The sequence below is a fragment of the Saccharicrinis aurantiacus genome (assembly GCF_947489045.1).
GTDB classification, from domain to species: Bacteria; Bacteroidota; Bacteroidia; order Bacteroidales; family Marinilabiliaceae; genus Saccharicrinis; species Saccharicrinis aurantiacus.
The window spans coordinates 1-16,917 of sequence record NZ_CANLCN010000011.1 but is presented as its reverse complement, the minus strand read 5'-3'; the positions used below and the strand labels follow the sequence as shown (position 1 = coordinate 16,917).

Sequence of the window (16,917 nt, the reverse complement as noted above, 5' to 3'; positions counted from 1 at the left end):
CACTTTAATAATAAAACAGTCAAACGTGACTATCAAAGAGTCACGCTTGATATAGAAAGAACCACGTGAGATACTTTTTACATCCATTTTAATAGTTAAACAGTCAAGCATAACTATCAAAAAGCCATAGTATACTTAATAAGCTAAAAAAGATTACCTTTACCACTCCTAAATTAATAAACAACTATGCAAAAAGTAGCCATTCCCACTAAGGGAACAAACGTTGATGACCATTTTGGTCACTGCGAAAAATTTACAATCTATACTTTATCTGAAGATAGAAAGATTATTGCTGAAGAAAATTTTGGATCACCCGAAAGCTGCGGATGTAAATCAGATTTAGCCATCGATTTAGCGAAGGCCGGGGTTACTGTATTACTTGCTGGTGGCATGGGGCAAGGTGCTGTAAACAAAGTAAAGGCTGAGAATATTGAAGTCTTTATTGGTTATGCGGGCGATGCAAAACAGGCCTTAACCCAATGGATTAATGGCGATAAAGGCAATTGGTCCATTTGTCCGCCACACAGCGAAGAGTGTGCGCATTAGTTTACTTTACGATTTAAGCAATAAAAAGCGCGATTAAGATTCAGTCTTAATGGCGCTTTTGGTTTTTTATTACAAAACAATATAAACCTTAGTAGTGTTAGAATTATTATAGTACCAATTTTAATAATGCTTATTGTGACTTATTTTATTAATAAGTAGTATATTTTATTCGCAGTAATTTTGGTTTTATCCCCTACAAAAGATTTTAAAAATGAAAGTACTCATATTATTTGCACATCCTGCATTTCATAAATCCAATGTAAATAAGGTAATGGTAGATGGATTATCTGCTACTGACTCTGTTACATTTCACGATTTATATCAAGCTTATCCCGATTTTGATATAGACATAGAGCGCGAGCAAGAACTGCTGTCACAACACGATTGTGTTATATTTCACTATCCATTTTTTTGGTACAGTAACCCAGCCTTGTTAAAGGAATGGCAAGATTTAGTACTTACCCATGGTTGGGCATTTGGTAGCAAAGGAAATATGCTAAAGGGTAAATTATTCTTTACAGCCATAACAGCAGGAGGCCCCAAGGCGAGCTATACCAACGATAGTTTTAATGGCTACACTATACAGCAGCTAATTGCACCCTTATTACAATCTGCAATGCTTTGCAAAATGATTACACTACCACCGTTTATTGTTTACGGTACCCATGCCATAGAACTGCCCGAAGTAATGAAGCAAAAGCGAATATACTCTGAGTTATTACGCCAATTGGCAGAGGATGAATTTGAAGTAGAGGCAGCGCTTGAATATGAAGACTTAAACGATTACATCACCCACAAAATGAAATAATATGGAAGGCGATTTTTTTTATCAAGCATTTATATATTTAGGTGCTGCAGTTGTGGCAGTTCCGTTAGCTAAAAAGTTAGGCTTAGGTTCTGTGTTAGGCTATCTTATTGCCGGAGTTTTAATAGGTCCTTTTGTGCTCGGTTTTGTGGGAGAGGAAGGACAAGATATTATGCATTTTGCCGAGTTTGGTGTTGTAATGATGCTCTTTCTAGTGGGTTTGGAGTTACAACCTTCCTTATTATGGAAGCTTCGTAAATCCATACTAGGGCTTGGAGGTATGCAAGTGGGTATTACCGCCATAATTATAAGTGCTGTTGCATTAATGTTTACCGATTTAGCATGGCAAACAGCCTTGGCGGTAGGTTTAACTTTGGCCTTATCGTCCACCGCCATTGTAATTCAAACCCTCAACGAAAAAGGATTGATGAAAACAGAAGGAGGCCAGAATGCTTTCTCTGTGTTATTATTTCAAGATATAGCCGTAATTCCTATTTTGGCATTCTTTCCAATGCTAGCTGTTTTCGAATTACAACATATTGATAGTGGTCATCACGAAGAGTTATGGCTAAATTCATTACCAATAATATGGCGAACACTTGTAATGCTCGGAGGTATTGCGTCTATTATATTTGGTGGTAAATATCTAATAGGTCCTGCCTTTAGATTAATAGCTCAAACACGTTTGCGCGAATTGTTTACTGTAGCAGCCTTGCTCTTGGTTATTGGTATCACATTACTGATGACGGAAATGGGCTTAAGTCCTGCTTTGGGAACCTTTTTAGCCGGCGTGGTTTTGGCACAGAGTGAATACCGCCATCAGCTCGAAACGGACATTGAGCCCTTTAAAGGTTTATTATTGGGTTTATTTTTCATTGCAGTGGGAGCTTCCATCGATTTCAAGTTAATAGGTAGTAGTCCTGCTACTATTGCCATGTTAGTATTCGGTTTAATACTTATAAAGCTGATTGTTTTAATTGTTATCGGAAAGGTTTTTGGCATGCGCATGGATAATAATATGCTGTTTTCTTTTGGCTTGGCACAAGGGGGTGAGTTTGCTTTTGTATTGGTTTCCTTTGGACTACAGAATGGAGTTATGGATGCAGCAACAGCAGATCCTCTTATTGCAGCAGTAGCTATTTCCATGGCCTTAACACCGCTATTAATGATGGTTAACGAAAAGTTTATTCAGCCTAATTTCGGAACCAAAGAGGAAGATGATAGAGAAGCCGATGTGGTAGATGTACAGAATAACATTATTATTGCAGGCTTTGGCCGATATGGATCAATGATAGGGCGTTTTTTACAGGCAAACGGACAACAAGCTACTTACCTTGATATTGATCCTAATAATGTAGATTTATTACGAAAACTTGGTTTTAAGGTATTTTACGGAGATGCCTCGCGCCACGATTTATTGCATGCTGCAGGAGCGGAGGATGCCAGATTATTAATTGTTACGGTTGATGTGCCTGAAAAAGCCATCGAGATTGTAAAAACAGCCAAAGAGCATTTTCCACATTTAAAGATTATTTCGCGTGCCCGCTCATGGTCAAATTACTCTGATTTAATAGATGCTGGCATTACCAATATATATCGCGAGTATCTCGAGAGTTCTTTACGCATGGCTGCGGATGCATTAGCTTGTTCAGGTTTTAGAGCCTATCAGGTTGAGCGTGCCGTTAAAAAGTTTAAGCGTCATGATGAACGTTTGTTAAGAGAGCTCTCATCGCAAAAGCACGAGGACGGTAGTTTCTTGAGAGGTGGTAAACGAAATATTGAAGAGTTGGAAAAAATGATGCTTGAAGATATGGAGAATGATGCCAAGGATAAAGATTTGGGTTGGGATGTAGGCTCTGTTAAGGAGGAATATGCAAAATTCTTTAAGGCACATTTTGATACAGATACTCCAAGTAATTTCAGTAAAAGATATAAAGGTGATGAGTAATAAGACTTCATAAATATTGTTGTTTTGTAGGAAGTTAAGAGATTGTAATTCCGTATGAACCTATACTTATATCAAATGTATATAGATTTACATATACCAGTACAGATCAAATTACTTTCGTTGCAGTATTAATAGTAAAATAATATTTCAATGATAAACGCATATTTTTATTCTAGGATAAGTACCCTTATTCTAGGCTTTATTTTAATCAGTAGTGTGATCGGAGCACAGCCATTCCCCGCATCCGACCCAAATAACGAAGGTGGTTGGCAGTTAAATAAGTATGTTAGTGACGAATTTAATGGCACAGAGCTTGACAAGACTAAATGGTGGATATTAGGCGAAAATGGAGATTATCGTGCCAAGTGGAAGGGGAGAGCTCCTGCTCAGTTTGCCCCGCATAATGTGAGAGTCGAAGGTGGTGAGTTGATACTAACTTCTCAATGGGAGCCTGATTTTGATTTTGCAGCAAGTTCGCATAAAAATGAGGATGGCAAGGTAGTTAAATACGAGAATATAACGCAAGCCTGTATCATGAGTGAGCGTTTCTTCAAGTATGGCTATATGGAAATTCGCTGTAAAGCTGCAGATGCACCCGTTACTTGTGCTTTTTGGACAACAGGATATCAGTCGGAAATTGATATGACAGAAAATTATGGCAAGCGACCTATCGGAAATCCTAAAAATAAGCCAGAGACCTTAGAGCGTAAGTATCGTACAAATTTAATTAGTTGGGATCCTGATAAAGCAAAAGACCATAAACAATGGAAAAATGAAGAACTACTTGATGTAAGGGTTGCTCAAGATTATTATGTGTACGGTTTTGAGTGGGATAAAGATTATTTCAATATTTACTTTAATGGAGAATTATTAAAGAGTGCCACACGAGAAGAGCTAGAGGCTAAGGATCAATGGCGCCATAATGCAGCCCAAGAGCTTTGGATTGATTCCGAGGTTTTTGAGTGGTACGGTTTACCAACAATGCAAGATTTAGCTGATAATGCAGGGGAGTATAAAATTGACTATGTAAGAGTATGGCAAAAGGAATTGAATGGTCCATACTTTGATGCATTAGGCTTTGAAGGCCCTTTTTATTACAGTGGGCGCAGTGCCAATTGGTGGGCGCCAAGTGCAAGTTCTTGGCGTATGAAAAACGATAAGGCGGCAAGTGGTGAACTAAGTTTGCGCTATTTACAAACAAAGGAGGCTCCAAAAAATCAAACCATTTCTTCGCCAGCGGGTTCTTTGAACTTGCCTGCCGGCGCTAACACTTTGTCCTTTAAAATATGGATTGATGAGGATACCAATGTAGATCAGATATCCTTTATTCTTGATAAACCATGGCTGAAGCTCGACTTTGACATCAGTAAGGTAAAAAAGGGGAAATGGCTTACCCTAAAAAAGAACTTTAAAAGAAATAAGGCTTCAGATGCAAATATTAAAGATGGCGATCGCTTAAGAATCCAAGTAAGTAATCAGCATGTATCAGGCACCAATAACCTCTTTTATATTGATGATATTAAGTTTGAATTTGATAATACTCCAGAAGTAAGAAAATAGTTTAGATAGAATAGCAAATGCTTTTAAATAATGCCTTGTGTCTATGTGATGCAAGGCATATTTTTTGCGCCAAAATGTGGGAAATAAAAAAGCCAATTGAAAAATTTTCAATTGGCTTTTATTTGAGCGAAAGACGGGGATCAAACCCGCGACCCTTAGCTTGGAAGGCTAATGCTCTATCAGCTGAGCTACTTTCGCAATTCAATATTTTCTGGAGCCAATGGAGGGACTCGAACCCACGACCTGCTGATTACAAATCAGCTGCTCTAGCCAGCTGAGCTACATTGGCAACATTATTACTTTAGTGTGGGCAGAGCAGGATTCGAACCTGCGAAGTCGAAAGACAACGGAGTTACAGTCCGTCCCAGTTGGCCGCTTTGGTATCTGCCCTAAAGCGGGTGCAAATATAGAAATTACTTTTTCAAACTGCAAGCCATTTCCACCATTTTTATTGCGGTAATTGCCCCTTCATCCCCTTTGTTTCCGTGCACTCCACCTGCTCTGTCCTTGGCTTGCTGCATGTTAAGAGTTGTGATTACACCAAAAATAAAAGGTATATTATAATCTAAATTTAATTGAGTAATACCTTGAGTAACGCCATTACATACAAAATCGAAATGAGGCGTGTCTCCTTGTATTACACAACCCAAGCAAATTACAGCATCCACATCGGTATTTTCAGCTAATAGTTTACCGCCCATTGTAAGCTCAAACGTTCCAGGAACGTACTTTTTTACAATGTTATCAGCCTTAGCTCCATTCTCAATTAAAGTATTATATGCGCCTTCATATAAGGCTTCAGTGATTTCTTCGTTCCATTCAGATACAACAATCCCAAATTTCATGTTAGCAGCCGAAGGCATTTTGCTTTTATCGTAGTCCGATAAGTTTTTTAAACTAGTTGCCATATTGCTTTTTATTTTGCTACAAAAATAAAAGAGCTTACCAATATTGGCAAGCTCTTTCTAATATCTTTTATGTAATAAATTACTTTTTGCTTAGTAAATCAGCTCTAGTAATATATTTATCAATGCTTCTTGCTTCAGCGCTAGCTTTAAAATCAGTTTTGATTCTAGTGTAGGCCTCAAGAGCTTTGTTGTATTCTTTAGCATCCTCGTAAACTAATCCTAGTTTTAACAAGTAAGCTGGAGCCACAACAGCATTTCCAATTTTTGCAGCACTGCTGTAGTTGCTAATTGCTTTAGATGTGTTTCCTTTTTCAAGATAAGCATCTGCTAAAGCACCTTTACCCATTGCGTTAATTACTTCATCTCCGCACGAGAAACCTTCTAAATAATCAATAGCCTCGTCAAAATTACCTAAGTTAAGGTAAGAAACACCAGCGTAGTATTTAGCTAGTTTTGAAGACTTAGTTAAAGAGTATCCTTCAGCTATATCTAAAAAACCTTGGTTCATTCCATCGCCATTTAAAGCTAGGTTGAAACTATCTTTCTCAAAATAGTTTTGAGCAAAAAACATTGCGTTTTGTGCTTCATTTTCTTGCGGTTGAATATATAACTTCTTTGTTGCCCAGTAACCTCCAACTACTATAATAATAGCAAACATTATTATAGTAAGGGTTTTTTGGTTGTCTTCAATAAATTGTTCCGTTGTACTTAAAGCATGTTCCACATTCTCCATGCTTGCTTCCGTAGCGTATTCTTTTTCTTTCGACATGAATTCTTTATTATTATTGATTCGCAAATGTAATTCTTTTACTAAAAAATCAAAATAAGACATCGTAATTATTTCGACTTATTTTGGCTAAAATAGAGAATTCTTTTAAATCTAGTGGTTACAGATATGTGTTATAAAACGCTTTTATATCACCGAACTCTGGGATTTAAATTATTTAGCGCTCTTTAAAATTTAAACAACATTATAATGAGCTGTATTTTAGTATGGTAGTAGGTGTGCTGTTTTTTATCCATCAAAAAGTTACATCTATTTTATTTGGCAGCCTTAATATCATTAATGTTTAATTAATTTTGCCAACGCAAAACAGGTATAATTATGTATTTAAAGAATCTCCATCTTATCAATTTCAAAAATATCTCATTAGCTCAGCTCGATTTAGTTGAGGGGATCAATTGTTTTGTTGGACATAATGGAGCAGGTAAAACCAATTTGCTGGATGCTATATATTATATGTCGTTTTGTAAAAGTTATTTTAATCCGGCCGATAGCCAAAATATAAAGCATGAGGGGGATTTCTTCGTAGTGCAAGCTTCATATGAAATAAACCATCAGGAGGAGCATGTGTATTGTGGCATTAAAAAAGGCCAGAAAAAACAGTTTAAGCGAAATAAAAAAGAATACACCAAACTATCTAATCACATTGGCTTATTGCCTTTGGTTATGATTGCTCCGCAGGATGAATCGCTGATTACTGAAGGAGGAGAGGCTCGACGAAAGTATCTGGATACAGTTATTTCTCAGTACGATAAATCGTATTTAGATTATTTAATTAACTATAATAAGCTATTGGCACAGCGTAACTCTTTTCTGAAGTCGAAAACGCACATAAGCGATGAGGTACATTCTATGTTAGATGTTTGGGATTACCAGATGATGCACCTAGCTTATAAAATTGTAAAGGCACGCCAGGATTTCTTAAACGATTTAAATCCTATATTTCAAGAGTATTATCAATACATATCTAGCAATAAAGAGATTGTTAGCTTCAATTACAAATCGCATTTAAAAAGTGATACTTTTGAGGAGGATTTGAAAGAGAGTAGGCAGAAGGATTTAATTTTAGGTTATACCAGCAAAGGAATACATCGCGATGATGTAGTGTTTAAAATAGATGATTACGCTATTAAGAAAGTCGGATCGCAAGGTCAACGAAAAACCTTTTTAATTGCACTTAAATTGGGACAGTTCCGTTTTTTATCCGATCATAAAAAGGTAAAGCCACTTTTGTTGTTGGATGATATTTTTGATAAGTTAGACTCAGAGCGTGGCGACCGATTAATAGAATTGGTGGGAGGAGATCATTTTAAGCAAATTTTTATTACAGATACTCAGCTAAATAGGATAGAGCCTATATTAAAACAGCTGAACAAAGAGAGTAGAGTGTTTACGGTATCAGAAGGCGAAGTAGCAGTTCATCAGCAGTAAGTCGGCCATAGTCTGTCGAATTTTGTGAGCCGCAATTAGTATTTAAATAATAGAATTAAGGAAGTATTGTTGAATCAATACATTATATATACCATATGAAGAAGAAAGAAGCGCAACCCATACGTGATATTATTAAGCAGTTTTTACACGAGGAACACCTTGATCAGGGATTGATTGAAAACAGAGTGGTAAATTCTTGGGAGGCAGTTATTGGTAAAACAGTAGCACGTGCTACTACACATGTGAGTATTAATAATGGGATTCTGTATGTTAAAATTAACTCAAGTGTAATGCGCAATGAGCTAATGATGATACGCTCAAAAATAGCAGATGCCCTAAATAATCATGTAGGGCATCATATTGTAATGGATGTGGTAATTCAATAAGTAAGCAGTTTCCAGTTTTCAGTCAGTATTGAATATTTTTTAAATAGAATCACTACCGACTAATAGCTAAACCTCTACTGACTATATCTACAATCGTTCTCTTTTACTAAAGAAAAAATCACACTCGCGTTCTGCACTTTCATCACTATCCGAACCATGAATGGCATTATGTGCCTTATCTGTAGCAAACATTTTACGTATGGTTCCTTCTTTGGCTTCAGAGGGGTCGGTAGCACCAATTAAAAACCTAAAGTCTTCAACGGCATTTTCCTTTTCAAGTATCGCTGCAGTTACAGGCCCTGATGACATAAAATCGGTAAGTTCATCATAAAAAGGACGATCTTTGTGTTCTATATAAAACGCTTCTGCATCCTGCTTATTCAATTGCAGTGTTTTTATGGCACAGAATCGAAAACCCGATTCTTCAATTTTAGCCAAAATAGCTCCTAAGTTTCTCTTTTTAACAGCGTAGGGTTTAATAATAGTTAATGTTTTATCAGCAGCCATATATTGTTTTTTTAGTATTTAATAAATCTCCTTTAGTAACTATTAGGTATCCGAAAAGGTTTTCGTTTGTTATTATGATTTAACTCATCAATATTTGAGCGATCGCTATTGTGAGTTGCATAAAACGAGACTACATAATAGTGATATTTTAGCTGATCTCAAACATAAGTTTTCATAAAAAATAAAAAGAATAAGCTAATTGAAGTATTCTTAAGTAGAATTTATAAAATAGAATATCTTTGCAAGTCCAAAGTTTAAAATATGGTATCGGAGAAATTGATCAGTGCTTTTAAAACTAAAATAGAAGCCGCAAATACAATTAGTATAATTCCTCACTTAAACCCTGATGGTGATGCAATGGGATCGGCATTAGGATTAATGCATGCCTTGAAAAATTTAGGTAAGAAGCCTTCAGTTATTGTACCAACGGCCTTTCCTAAGTTTTTATCGTGGCTTAATGGTGTAGATGAAATTGTAGTATTTGAAGAAAATGAAGATCAGGCAAAGTCTACAATAACAGAATCAGATTTGCTTATTTATTTAGATTTTAACGCCTATAAAAGGGTTGGGGAAACAATGGAAGGCTTCATTGCTAATCTTCAACTACCCTCAATTATGATTGACCATCATCCTTATCCCGATGAAATTGCTGATGTGATGATAAGTGTAACGGCCGCATCTTCCACATGCGAATTGGCCTGTAATGTGCTTAAATTATCAGGCTGGAGTCAATATATTGATTCTAATGCTGCGGAGTGCTTTTATACGGGGATAATGACGGACACAGGTTCGTTAAACTACAATTCTTCTAACCCAGATACCTATAGAACGGTTGCCGATTTGATAGAGATTGGTATTGATAAAGATAAGGTGCACCAATTATTATTTCAGAGTAATTCCTTTAACAGGATGAGATTACTGGGTTATGTATTGAGTGAAAAGGTCACCCTAATACCTGAGTGCAAAGTGGCCTATTTATGGTTAACTAAAGAAGAGTTAGAAAAATATAATTTTCAACCAGGAGACACCGAAGGGTTTGTAAACTATCCATTGAGTATTGAAGGGATTAATGCTTCTGCCTTTTTTATGGAGAAGGATGAACAAATAAAATGTTCATTCCGCTCGCAAGGCGATTTTCCAGTAAATAAGTTCTCTGAACTATTTTTTAATGGAGGAGGACATAGAAATGCAGCAGGGGGTAGGTCTGATTTTGATATGGAGGGCTCGTTAAAACGTTTTCTCTCTGAATTCCCTAAGTTTTATCAAGATTTTATAAAAGCATAGGTGCTTGTATAGTTTAGTCACTAGTTTTTAGTAAATAGCAGAAGTAAAACGTGTAATGTTTTATAGCGTATTTTACTTCTTCATATACTATCAAACTAAATAGCTTGTATAAGTAATATCTATAATCACAAATCGAATCATCTATAGTTTAATTAAACCAAAAATATCGATATGCTAAAATCACTGATCGTTCCCTTTTTATTATTGCTTGTATTTACATCGTGTAAAACGCAGAAAAAGGAACGTGCTAAAAAACAAAGGATTACTACCGAAGATTTAATATCGGCTAATCGATATATGGTGGGGCAGGATGCTGCTGCTATCAAGAGCTATTTAGAAAGGCACGAGCTTGACTTTACTGAAACCCAAACTGGTTTATGGTATAAAATTGATGATGAAGGAAATGGTGCTTTGGTGAAAAAAGGAAATATTATACGTTTGTCGTATGATGTGTCTTTGCTCGATGGTACTCGGGTGTATGCTTCTAAAGAAGATGGAAATAAAGAATTTAAAGTAGGACAAGGTGGTGTTGAATCTGGCCTTGAAGAAGGGGTGTTGTTGTTGCGTAAAGGATCTAAAGCCCAATTTATTATGCCACCTCACTTGGCGCATGGTTTAGTTGGTGATGACGACGAAATACCACCGCGAGCAACGATTATATACCATGTTGAAGTGCTAGAGCTCAAAGAATAGATCACTTTTTTTTGATAAAAATTAATAAAGTACTTTCTTTGCAATTATTATAAAAAACGAATATGTTCAGATATAACAATATTATTAACAAGTTACTTTTGTTTACCCTTTTAATGGGCAGCATGGCTTGTAGTACCACAACAATAGAAAGTCCGCGTCAGTTGCTTGAGAAAGAGTCTCTTTTATTAGGGGAGTTTCTTGAGTTTGTAGACGATGGAGATCATAATCCTGATTTGTTAGGGAATCGCGATTATTTGGCTAAGGTAGCTGTCGATACTATTGACTTTTTAAATGTTAATGATATGACTGGTATTGCGTACTTTGAAATGGAAACAGGTACGGGCGATAGACCTATACAAGGTCAAGAAGTGGGATATAGATTTGTTGAGTACAGAATATTAAGAGATACATTAGAGCAACCTGTAGCAGGTGGATGGTCTAGCAATTGGGGATCTGCTGATCCTGCAGTTTTTACAATAGGAGAATCAACAAGCACACTAGCCCAAAGAGGTATTCCTGAAGGTGTTGCTGCTGCGGTAACCAATATGCGTTTGAATGGCAAAAGTACGGTAATTATGCCATCTACCTTAGTAGGATTAAATGACTATATTTCTCGTATGTACGAAGTGGAATTAACCTATGTAGACCCTCGTTAAGCGGGATAATAAAATATTATATAAAAAATCCTCAAGCTAAATTTAGCTTGAGGATTTTTTTTGATGGTATAAGTGTTTTTTTGTTAAATATCACTCACTAATGGAGTTTGTGCTGCTTGAACGACTACTGATTGCAGTCTTCAAACTACCTGCTATTTTAAATAGTAATTAGTGATAAAAACTAAGGCCTACTCAACTTCTACATCTTCCATATCAATTACAAGCGAGTAGCCTATATTTGAGATATCAATATATAACTTGCGGTTTCCTTTCACTTTCTTCACAATGCCTTTTACGCCAATTAGGGGACCCGAGCTAATGGTAATTTCTTTACCTTTAGTAATTGCGTTAGATTCAACATCAAAGGCAATCTTATTCTCAATGGTCTGTTGCATGGCCTTAATCTGATTATCAGGTATAGTAACTGCTCTGCCATTATGTGCAACATAGGCCACAACTCCATTTATTTCAAAAACCCAGTTGTACTGCTCTGGGGAAATATTTATAAAGATGTAAGAACTAATTGCGGGAGTCTCAACCCATTTTTTTCTGTCGCTCCATTTGCGTAATTCTCTTCTTAAAGGCAAATAGTTTCTTATACCTTTCTTATTAAGGTCTTCAGAAACCTTTTTTTCTGCTCTCGATTTGGTATATAGGGCATACCAGATCGAATCTGAATTGTTATTACTCACAATAATTTTAATGTTTGGTGGATTGCAAAAATAGTACTTAATATAATTATAAACAATGACAAAATTTACAGAATAGGTGTACTCATGGTGCGTTTTTAGGCATTCGTAAAAAATGTGAGATGAGCTAGTCGAGATGTATAAATATTATGTTCTTAATCTTCACTAATATTTATTTGTTTTCAGATTAATCGGCATTCATAATTGACTTTTGTTTTAATTCCTTTGTATAAAATTCAAATAGCATTAACTTCGCGGCGTATAAGAGAAGAACGTTTCTCTTCACTATTATCAACTAAAGAAATAAAATATTGAAACTGATTGCAAAAACATTTCATGGGCTAGAAGAGGTTTTAGCTAATGAACTTAATGAAATTGGCGCTCTAAATATCAAGAAAGTGAATAGAGCTGTTGAATTTGAAGGAGATTTAGAAGTCATGTACAAAGCAAATTTGCACCTACGTACAGCAATCAGAATCCTCCAACCTCTTTTTGAATTTAAAGCAAAGAATGATCAGGAACTATATGACGAGGTTCAGAAGTTTGATTGGTCAACTTTAATGACTAACAAACAAACTTTAGCCATTGACCCGGTTGTATTCTCTGAGATTTTTACACACTCGCAATTTGTAGCTTTAAAGATGAAAGATGCAATTGTAGATCAGTTTAGAGATAAAACAGGTATACGTCCTTCTGTTGATGTTGAGAATCCTGATATCCGTTTGGTCATTCATATGGCTAAAGATAAAGCTACCGTTTCATTAGATAGTTCGGGTGACTCGCTTCACAAACGTGGTTACCGAGTGCAAGGACACAAAGCACCATTAAACGAAGTATTGGCAGCCGGTATGGTATTACTATCAGGTTGGAATCCTAAAATACCATTGGTTGATCCAATGTGTGGTTCAGGTACTATTTTGATGGAAGCTGTTATGATTGCTAAGAAATTTGCCCCAGGATTAAACAGAAAGAATTTTGGTTTTATGACTTGGAATAGCTTTAATAAAGAGCTATGGAATAAAATTGTAGAAGAGGCAAAAGAGAAAGTAGAGCATCCACGCCTACATATTTATGGAAGTGATATAAATATGGGAGCCTTAGATATTGCCCGTGAGTCGGCATTGAGTTTCCGTTTTAACAGAGATATTAACTTCAAAGTATCTGCTTTTGAGAAGCTAGAGCTTGAACGTCCTAAGGGTATGATCATCACAAATCCTCCTTATGGTGAGCGTTTAATGAAGGATAAGGATATTAAAGATTTTTACAGAATGATCGGTAATCAATTGCAAGATGAATTCTTGGGTTATGATGCCTGGTTATTAAGTTCAGATACCAAAGCCTTGAATAACTTGGGTATTGAGGTTTCGGATAAAGTGAAATTATTTAACGGTGCCTTAGAATGCGGATTTTATCAGTATAAAATCAACTACGGTAAACTACCTAAGATTATCAAGTTTAGATAAGATAACAAAGGCTGCTCATTGAGCAGCCTTTTTAATTGTTACTTATTAGTGTTAAATGATAAGTTGTAAATAACAGCATGGCGCTTAACAATAGTTTGCTAAGCTCAGTTTATCATTTATAACTTAACACTTATCATTTAATAGTTTATCTCTCTATCTCTAAAGCCTAGCATATATAATATTGCATCTAAGCCAATGGTTGAAATTGAATTATCGGCCCCCGCTTTTACTTTAGGTTTAGCATGGAAAGCAATTCCTAAGCCTGCAAGTTGAAGCATTGGTAAGTCGTTTGAACCATCGCCAACAGCAATCACCTGATCTAAGTGAATATCTTCTTTAAAAGCTAATAAACGTAATAATTCAGCTTTACGTGCTCCATCAACAATGTCGCCCACATGCTTGCCCGTTAGTTTACCTTTCTTTATTTCAAGCTCATTAGAGAACACATAGTCAACACCTAATTTAGCTTTCAGGTAATTTCCGAAGTAGTTGAATCCTCCTGATAGAATGGCCGTTTTATAGCCATAGGTGTTTAAGGTTTTCATTAAGCGTTCAGCACCTTCAGTGATAGGTAAGTTTTCAGCAACTTCCTTCATCACTTTTTCATCCAAACCTTTTAATAGTGATACGCGTTTGATGAAACTCTCGTTAAAGTCGATCTCACCACGCATGGCTGCTTCAGTAATTTTTTTAACCTTAGCACCTACGCCAGCTCTCTCGGCCAACTCATCAATTACCTCAGTTTGTATTAAAGTAGAATCCATATCGAAGCACACCAAACGGCGGTTTCTGCGGAATATATTGTCTTCCTGAAAAGCAATATCAATACCAATTTTACGACTCAACTCCATAAAGTCGCTCTTCATTATTTCAGCGTCAATAGGTGTGCCTCTAACAAAAAACTCAACAACAGCTTTGTTGCTTTCTTCTTCAGCATTTAAGTCAATTCTACCAGATAAACGAGAGATAGTATCAATATTCAATTGTTGCGACGATATTATTCGCGTTACCTTAGCCAAGTGCTCGGCAGTGATTTTGCGCGCCAATAAAGTAATGATATAACGCTCTTTTCCTTGGTGTCCTACCCATTCACTATAACGCGCTTCGCTAATAGGCGTAAATTTAATTTTAACGCCTATCTCATACGACTTAAATAGTAAGTCTTTCAATATAGGTGCTGACTCGTAGGCCTGCGGTACCTCAAATAAAATACCTAGTCCTAAGTCATCATGTATTACAGCCTGTCCAATATCTAATATTTGAACATTATAATTTGATAATATTTCTGTTAATGAGGAGGTTAAGCCGGGTTTATCTTCTCCTGATATATTAACCAGGATTATTTCACGATTATTAGCCATGTGTAAAAATATATTTTCATTAACAAAAATAACAAATCGTTATTACCAAGCCCTTTTAAAGCTATCAAATATCAGTATTTTTACTTTTTTTAACAGTGTGGTTGTTTTTTTAGTTGATATAGGGGTGTAAGGATTTTAGGTTTTAGGACGCTACGCTTTAGGACGCTTCGCTTTGGGACGCTTCGCTTTGGGACGCTTCGCTTTAGCTACTAGGCGAATTGTAGAATCTAATAACTAGTAGCTAACACCTAATACCTAACACCTAAGCCCTAACACCTAAGCCCCAAGCTGCAAATCTCTACAACTAATAATCGCTACTTAAATTTTTTAAATAGGTGAGTATAGTACCTTCTTCAAGTATCTTTTTTCGGTTCTGCGATTTGATACAAATATATTTGTACATATGATGCACAAGGCTATTCATATCTTCTTTCCCATTGATTGTTGGCGAAAATTGTTCTTTAAAATTATAGAGTGCCAGCATAATATCTTTAACTCTACCCTCAAGTTCCATTCTTCCATTATGCTTTACCTTTTTTGTTTTAGCAATGAGTAACTTGTAGCAAGTATACACATCTGCGTAATAACTTAGTTTTTTATGATTTTTTGTTTGGAAGTGATCCAACTCAATCTCCCAGAAGTCTTTGCTTAAATGTGTTGTTATTTCGTTCAAATAGGCGTGCAAAAAAGATTGTATATTTGAGCTGTTTACAAGGTTTATCTTAATTAAGAAGGATAAATGATGTGCTTCTATATTTGTGTTCTTGTCTTTTTGAGATAGTAACCAGTCTTGAATGCTATTTTCTAAATAGTTGTCATCATAACGCGTTGAAGATTGGGGGAAGTAATCGAATAGTTTAGTAAATATTTCGCTATTGGTATTATTTTGAATTTCAAGGAGTACTAATTTGTATTTCTCTTTATAAGTATTGCTAAGTATATTGGTTTGAAGACCATGAAGCCAAGTAGATTGTGGTAGTTGCCCAAAAACAAGTTTCATTCTTTTATTAGCGATTTTTAACTTGGGTAGGCACAATTGTAATGAGGGGTATTTGTTGGCTTTAATGTAGCCCGAGAATAAGTGGTAACAGTTGCATAATATGGCGCTCAACATCAAATAAAAGTGCAGGTCGTTGTTAAAGCTATCGCTCATTTTTTTATCATAAGGAAACAACCACTCGCTTTTGCCTATATTGCTATGTAAATCTTTAAGGTTATAGATTAGTTTTTGAATTATGTTGCAAAGCTGTTCTTCTAGCAAAATGCGATCGGCATAATTGAACATTTGCTGCATAAATTCATCATAACATCCATTGCAGTCAAATGGCGAATAAGTATCAGGGGCGTTTTTCCAATTGTGTTTCTTTCTATATAGAACTTGTAATCCGTATGCATGTAGGTAAGATAACATAAGTAGATTGATAAAGTACCATTTATGGTATAGGTTAGTATTAAAAATGTTTTCGTAATGTTAATATAATAGTAATTATTACAATAACAAGGGGCTTGATTATGCGACGTATATATGGTGTAATTTGTTACTTTTAGGTTTTAGGACGCTTTGCTTTAGCTGTTAGGGATTAGCTTTTAGCCATTAGAATGAGGGCTGAGGGCAGCAGTGATTTGCAGCTCGCCTTAAGATTCCTTCGTTCCTCGGAATGCCGAACAGTATTTAAAACTGTAAATGATTATAAAGCAATAAACTCAGCGTCTCCGTGTTCATAATACTATATTGCGTCACTGCGACAGAGGAAGCAGTCTCAAGGCAGTTTTATTTAGCCACTAGAGTGAAGGCTTAAGGCAGCAGTGATTTGCAGCTCGCCTTGAGATTCCTTCGTTCCTACCAATGACAGCTTTATATTTTATCTGCAAAGTTGATGACTTTAAGGTTTAATT

16 protein-coding genes and 3 tRNA genes are annotated in these 16,917 nt (G+C 35.9%); 10 read left to right on the top strand and 9 right to left on the bottom strand.

What is annotated here, in order from left to right:
• Positions 1–186 precede the first annotated feature (186 nt).
• The 4 genes from QMO11_RS13435 (at position 187) to QMO11_RS13420 (ending at position 4,859) form a co-directional block, all read left to right on the top strand.
• On the top strand, positions 187–546 hold the full coding sequence (locus QMO11_RS13435) for a NifB/NifX family molybdenum-iron cluster-binding protein (protein ID WP_282037750.1): 360 nt from the start codon (positions 187–189) through the stop codon (positions 544–546).
• A gap of 211 nt (positions 547–757) precedes the next feature.
• Complete coding sequence (locus tag QMO11_RS13430; protein WP_083634519.1) at positions 758–1,354, top strand: NAD(P)H-dependent oxidoreductase; 597 nt, start codon at positions 758–760, stop codon at positions 1,352–1,354.
• A 1-nt stretch (position 1,355) separates the two neighbouring features.
• Positions 1,356–3,299 (top strand): monovalent cation:proton antiporter-2 (CPA2) family protein, encoded by a 1,944-nt coding sequence (locus QMO11_RS13425; RefSeq protein WP_282037749.1) that lies wholly within the window; start codon positions 1,356–1,358, stop codon positions 3,297–3,299.
• A gap of 150 nt (positions 3,300–3,449) precedes the next feature.
• Positions 3,450–4,859 (top strand): family 16 glycosylhydrolase, encoded by a 1,410-nt coding sequence (locus QMO11_RS13420; RefSeq protein WP_282037748.1) that lies wholly within the window; start codon positions 3,450–3,452, stop codon positions 4,857–4,859.
• 125 nt (positions 4,860–4,984) lie between these two features.
• On the opposite strand, the gene QMO11_RS13415 is transcribed toward QMO11_RS13420, so the two are convergent.
• From QMO11_RS13415 to QMO11_RS13395, 5 genes are all read right to left on the bottom strand, one after another.
• Positions 4,985–5,057: transfer RNA gene (locus QMO11_RS13415), tRNA-Gly, on the bottom strand.
• Between the two features lie 14 nt (positions 5,058–5,071).
• Positions 5,072–5,148: transfer RNA gene (locus tag QMO11_RS13410), tRNA-Thr, on the bottom strand.
• Between the two features lie 18 nt (positions 5,149–5,166).
• Positions 5,167–5,249 (bottom strand) — tRNA-Tyr (locus QMO11_RS13405).
• Positions 5,250–5,272: 23 nt separating this feature from the next.
• Positions 5,273–5,767: a 6,7-dimethyl-8-ribityllumazine synthase gene (gene ribH / locus QMO11_RS13400; protein ID WP_075603678.1), complete on the bottom strand. Its 495-nt coding sequence runs from the start codon at positions 5,765–5,767 to the stop codon at positions 5,273–5,275.
• Between the two features lie 79 nt (positions 5,768–5,846).
• A complete protein-coding gene (locus tag QMO11_RS13395) occupies positions 5,847–6,536 on the bottom strand; it encodes a tetratricopeptide repeat protein (protein WP_075603773.1) in 690 nt (229 codons plus the stop codon).
• A 336-nt stretch (positions 6,537–6,872) separates the two neighbouring features.
• Here QMO11_RS13395 and recF point away from each other — a divergent pair, with 336 nt between their 5' ends.
• Together recF and QMO11_RS13385 are read left to right on the top strand one after the other, a co-directional pair.
• Positions 6,873–7,982 carry a DNA replication/repair protein RecF gene (gene recF, locus QMO11_RS13390; RefSeq protein WP_282037747.1) on the top strand — a complete coding sequence of 370 codons (1,110 nt, stop codon included), beginning with the start codon at positions 6,873–6,875 and terminating at the stop codon, positions 7,980–7,982.
• Between the two features lie 95 nt (positions 7,983–8,077).
• On the top strand, positions 8,078–8,368 hold the full coding sequence (locus tag QMO11_RS13385; protein WP_075603680.1) for a DciA family protein: 291 nt from the start codon (positions 8,078–8,080) through the stop codon (positions 8,366–8,368).
• Between the two features lie 87 nt (positions 8,369–8,455).
• Here the strand turns inward: QMO11_RS13385 and ndk are convergent, their stop codons facing one another.
• On the bottom strand, positions 8,456–8,875 hold the full coding sequence (ndk, locus tag QMO11_RS13380; RefSeq protein ID WP_075603681.1) for a nucleoside-diphosphate kinase: 420 nt from the start codon (positions 8,873–8,875) through the stop codon (positions 8,456–8,458).
• Between the two features lie 261 nt (positions 8,876–9,136).
• Here ndk and QMO11_RS13375 point away from each other — a divergent pair, with 261 nt between their 5' ends.
• The 3 genes from QMO11_RS13375 to QMO11_RS13365 all read left to right on the top strand — a co-directional run bounded on the left by QMO11_RS13375 (position 9,137) and on the right by QMO11_RS13365 (position 11,508).
• The gene (locus QMO11_RS13375) at positions 9,137–10,159 is read left to right on the top strand and encodes a DHH family phosphoesterase (protein ID WP_282037746.1); all 1,023 of its coding nucleotides are present in this window, start codon (positions 9,137–9,139) and stop codon (positions 10,157–10,159) included.
• Between the two features lie 171 nt (positions 10,160–10,330).
• Entirely contained in the window at positions 10,331–10,852 is a 522-nt protein-coding gene (locus QMO11_RS13370) for an FKBP-type peptidyl-prolyl cis-trans isomerase (protein WP_282037745.1), read from the top strand.
• 62 nt (positions 10,853–10,914) lie between these two features.
• Positions 10,915–11,508, top strand: coding sequence for a hypothetical protein (locus QMO11_RS13365; RefSeq protein WP_282037744.1), 594 nt, complete (start codon positions 10,915–10,917; stop codon positions 11,506–11,508).
• A gap of 188 nt (positions 11,509–11,696) precedes the next feature.
• On the opposite strand, the gene QMO11_RS13360 is transcribed toward QMO11_RS13365, so the two are convergent.
• Positions 11,697–12,200, bottom strand: coding sequence for a UpxY family transcription antiterminator (locus QMO11_RS13360; protein ID WP_282037743.1), 504 nt, complete (start codon positions 12,198–12,200; stop codon positions 11,697–11,699).
• A gap of 308 nt (positions 12,201–12,508) precedes the next feature.
• Between QMO11_RS13360 and QMO11_RS13355 the strand changes: the two genes are divergently transcribed.
• Positions 12,509–13,660, top strand: a complete 1,152-nt coding sequence (locus QMO11_RS13355; protein WP_282037742.1) for a THUMP domain-containing class I SAM-dependent RNA methyltransferase — start codon at positions 12,509–12,511, stop codon at positions 13,658–13,660.
• Positions 13,661–13,797: 137 nt separating this feature from the next.
• Here the strand turns inward: QMO11_RS13355 and serB are convergent, their stop codons facing one another.
• Together serB and QMO11_RS13345 are read right to left on the bottom strand one after the other, a co-directional pair.
• Positions 13,798–15,021 (bottom strand): phosphoserine phosphatase SerB, encoded by a 1,224-nt coding sequence (serB, locus tag QMO11_RS13350; RefSeq protein WP_075603687.1) that lies wholly within the window; start codon positions 15,019–15,021, stop codon positions 13,798–13,800.
• Positions 15,022–15,325: 304 nt separating this feature from the next.
• Positions 15,326–16,432, bottom strand: coding sequence for a hypothetical protein (locus QMO11_RS13345; protein ID WP_282037741.1), 1,107 nt, complete (start codon positions 16,430–16,432; stop codon positions 15,326–15,328).
• Positions 16,433–16,917: the final 485 nt, after the last annotated feature.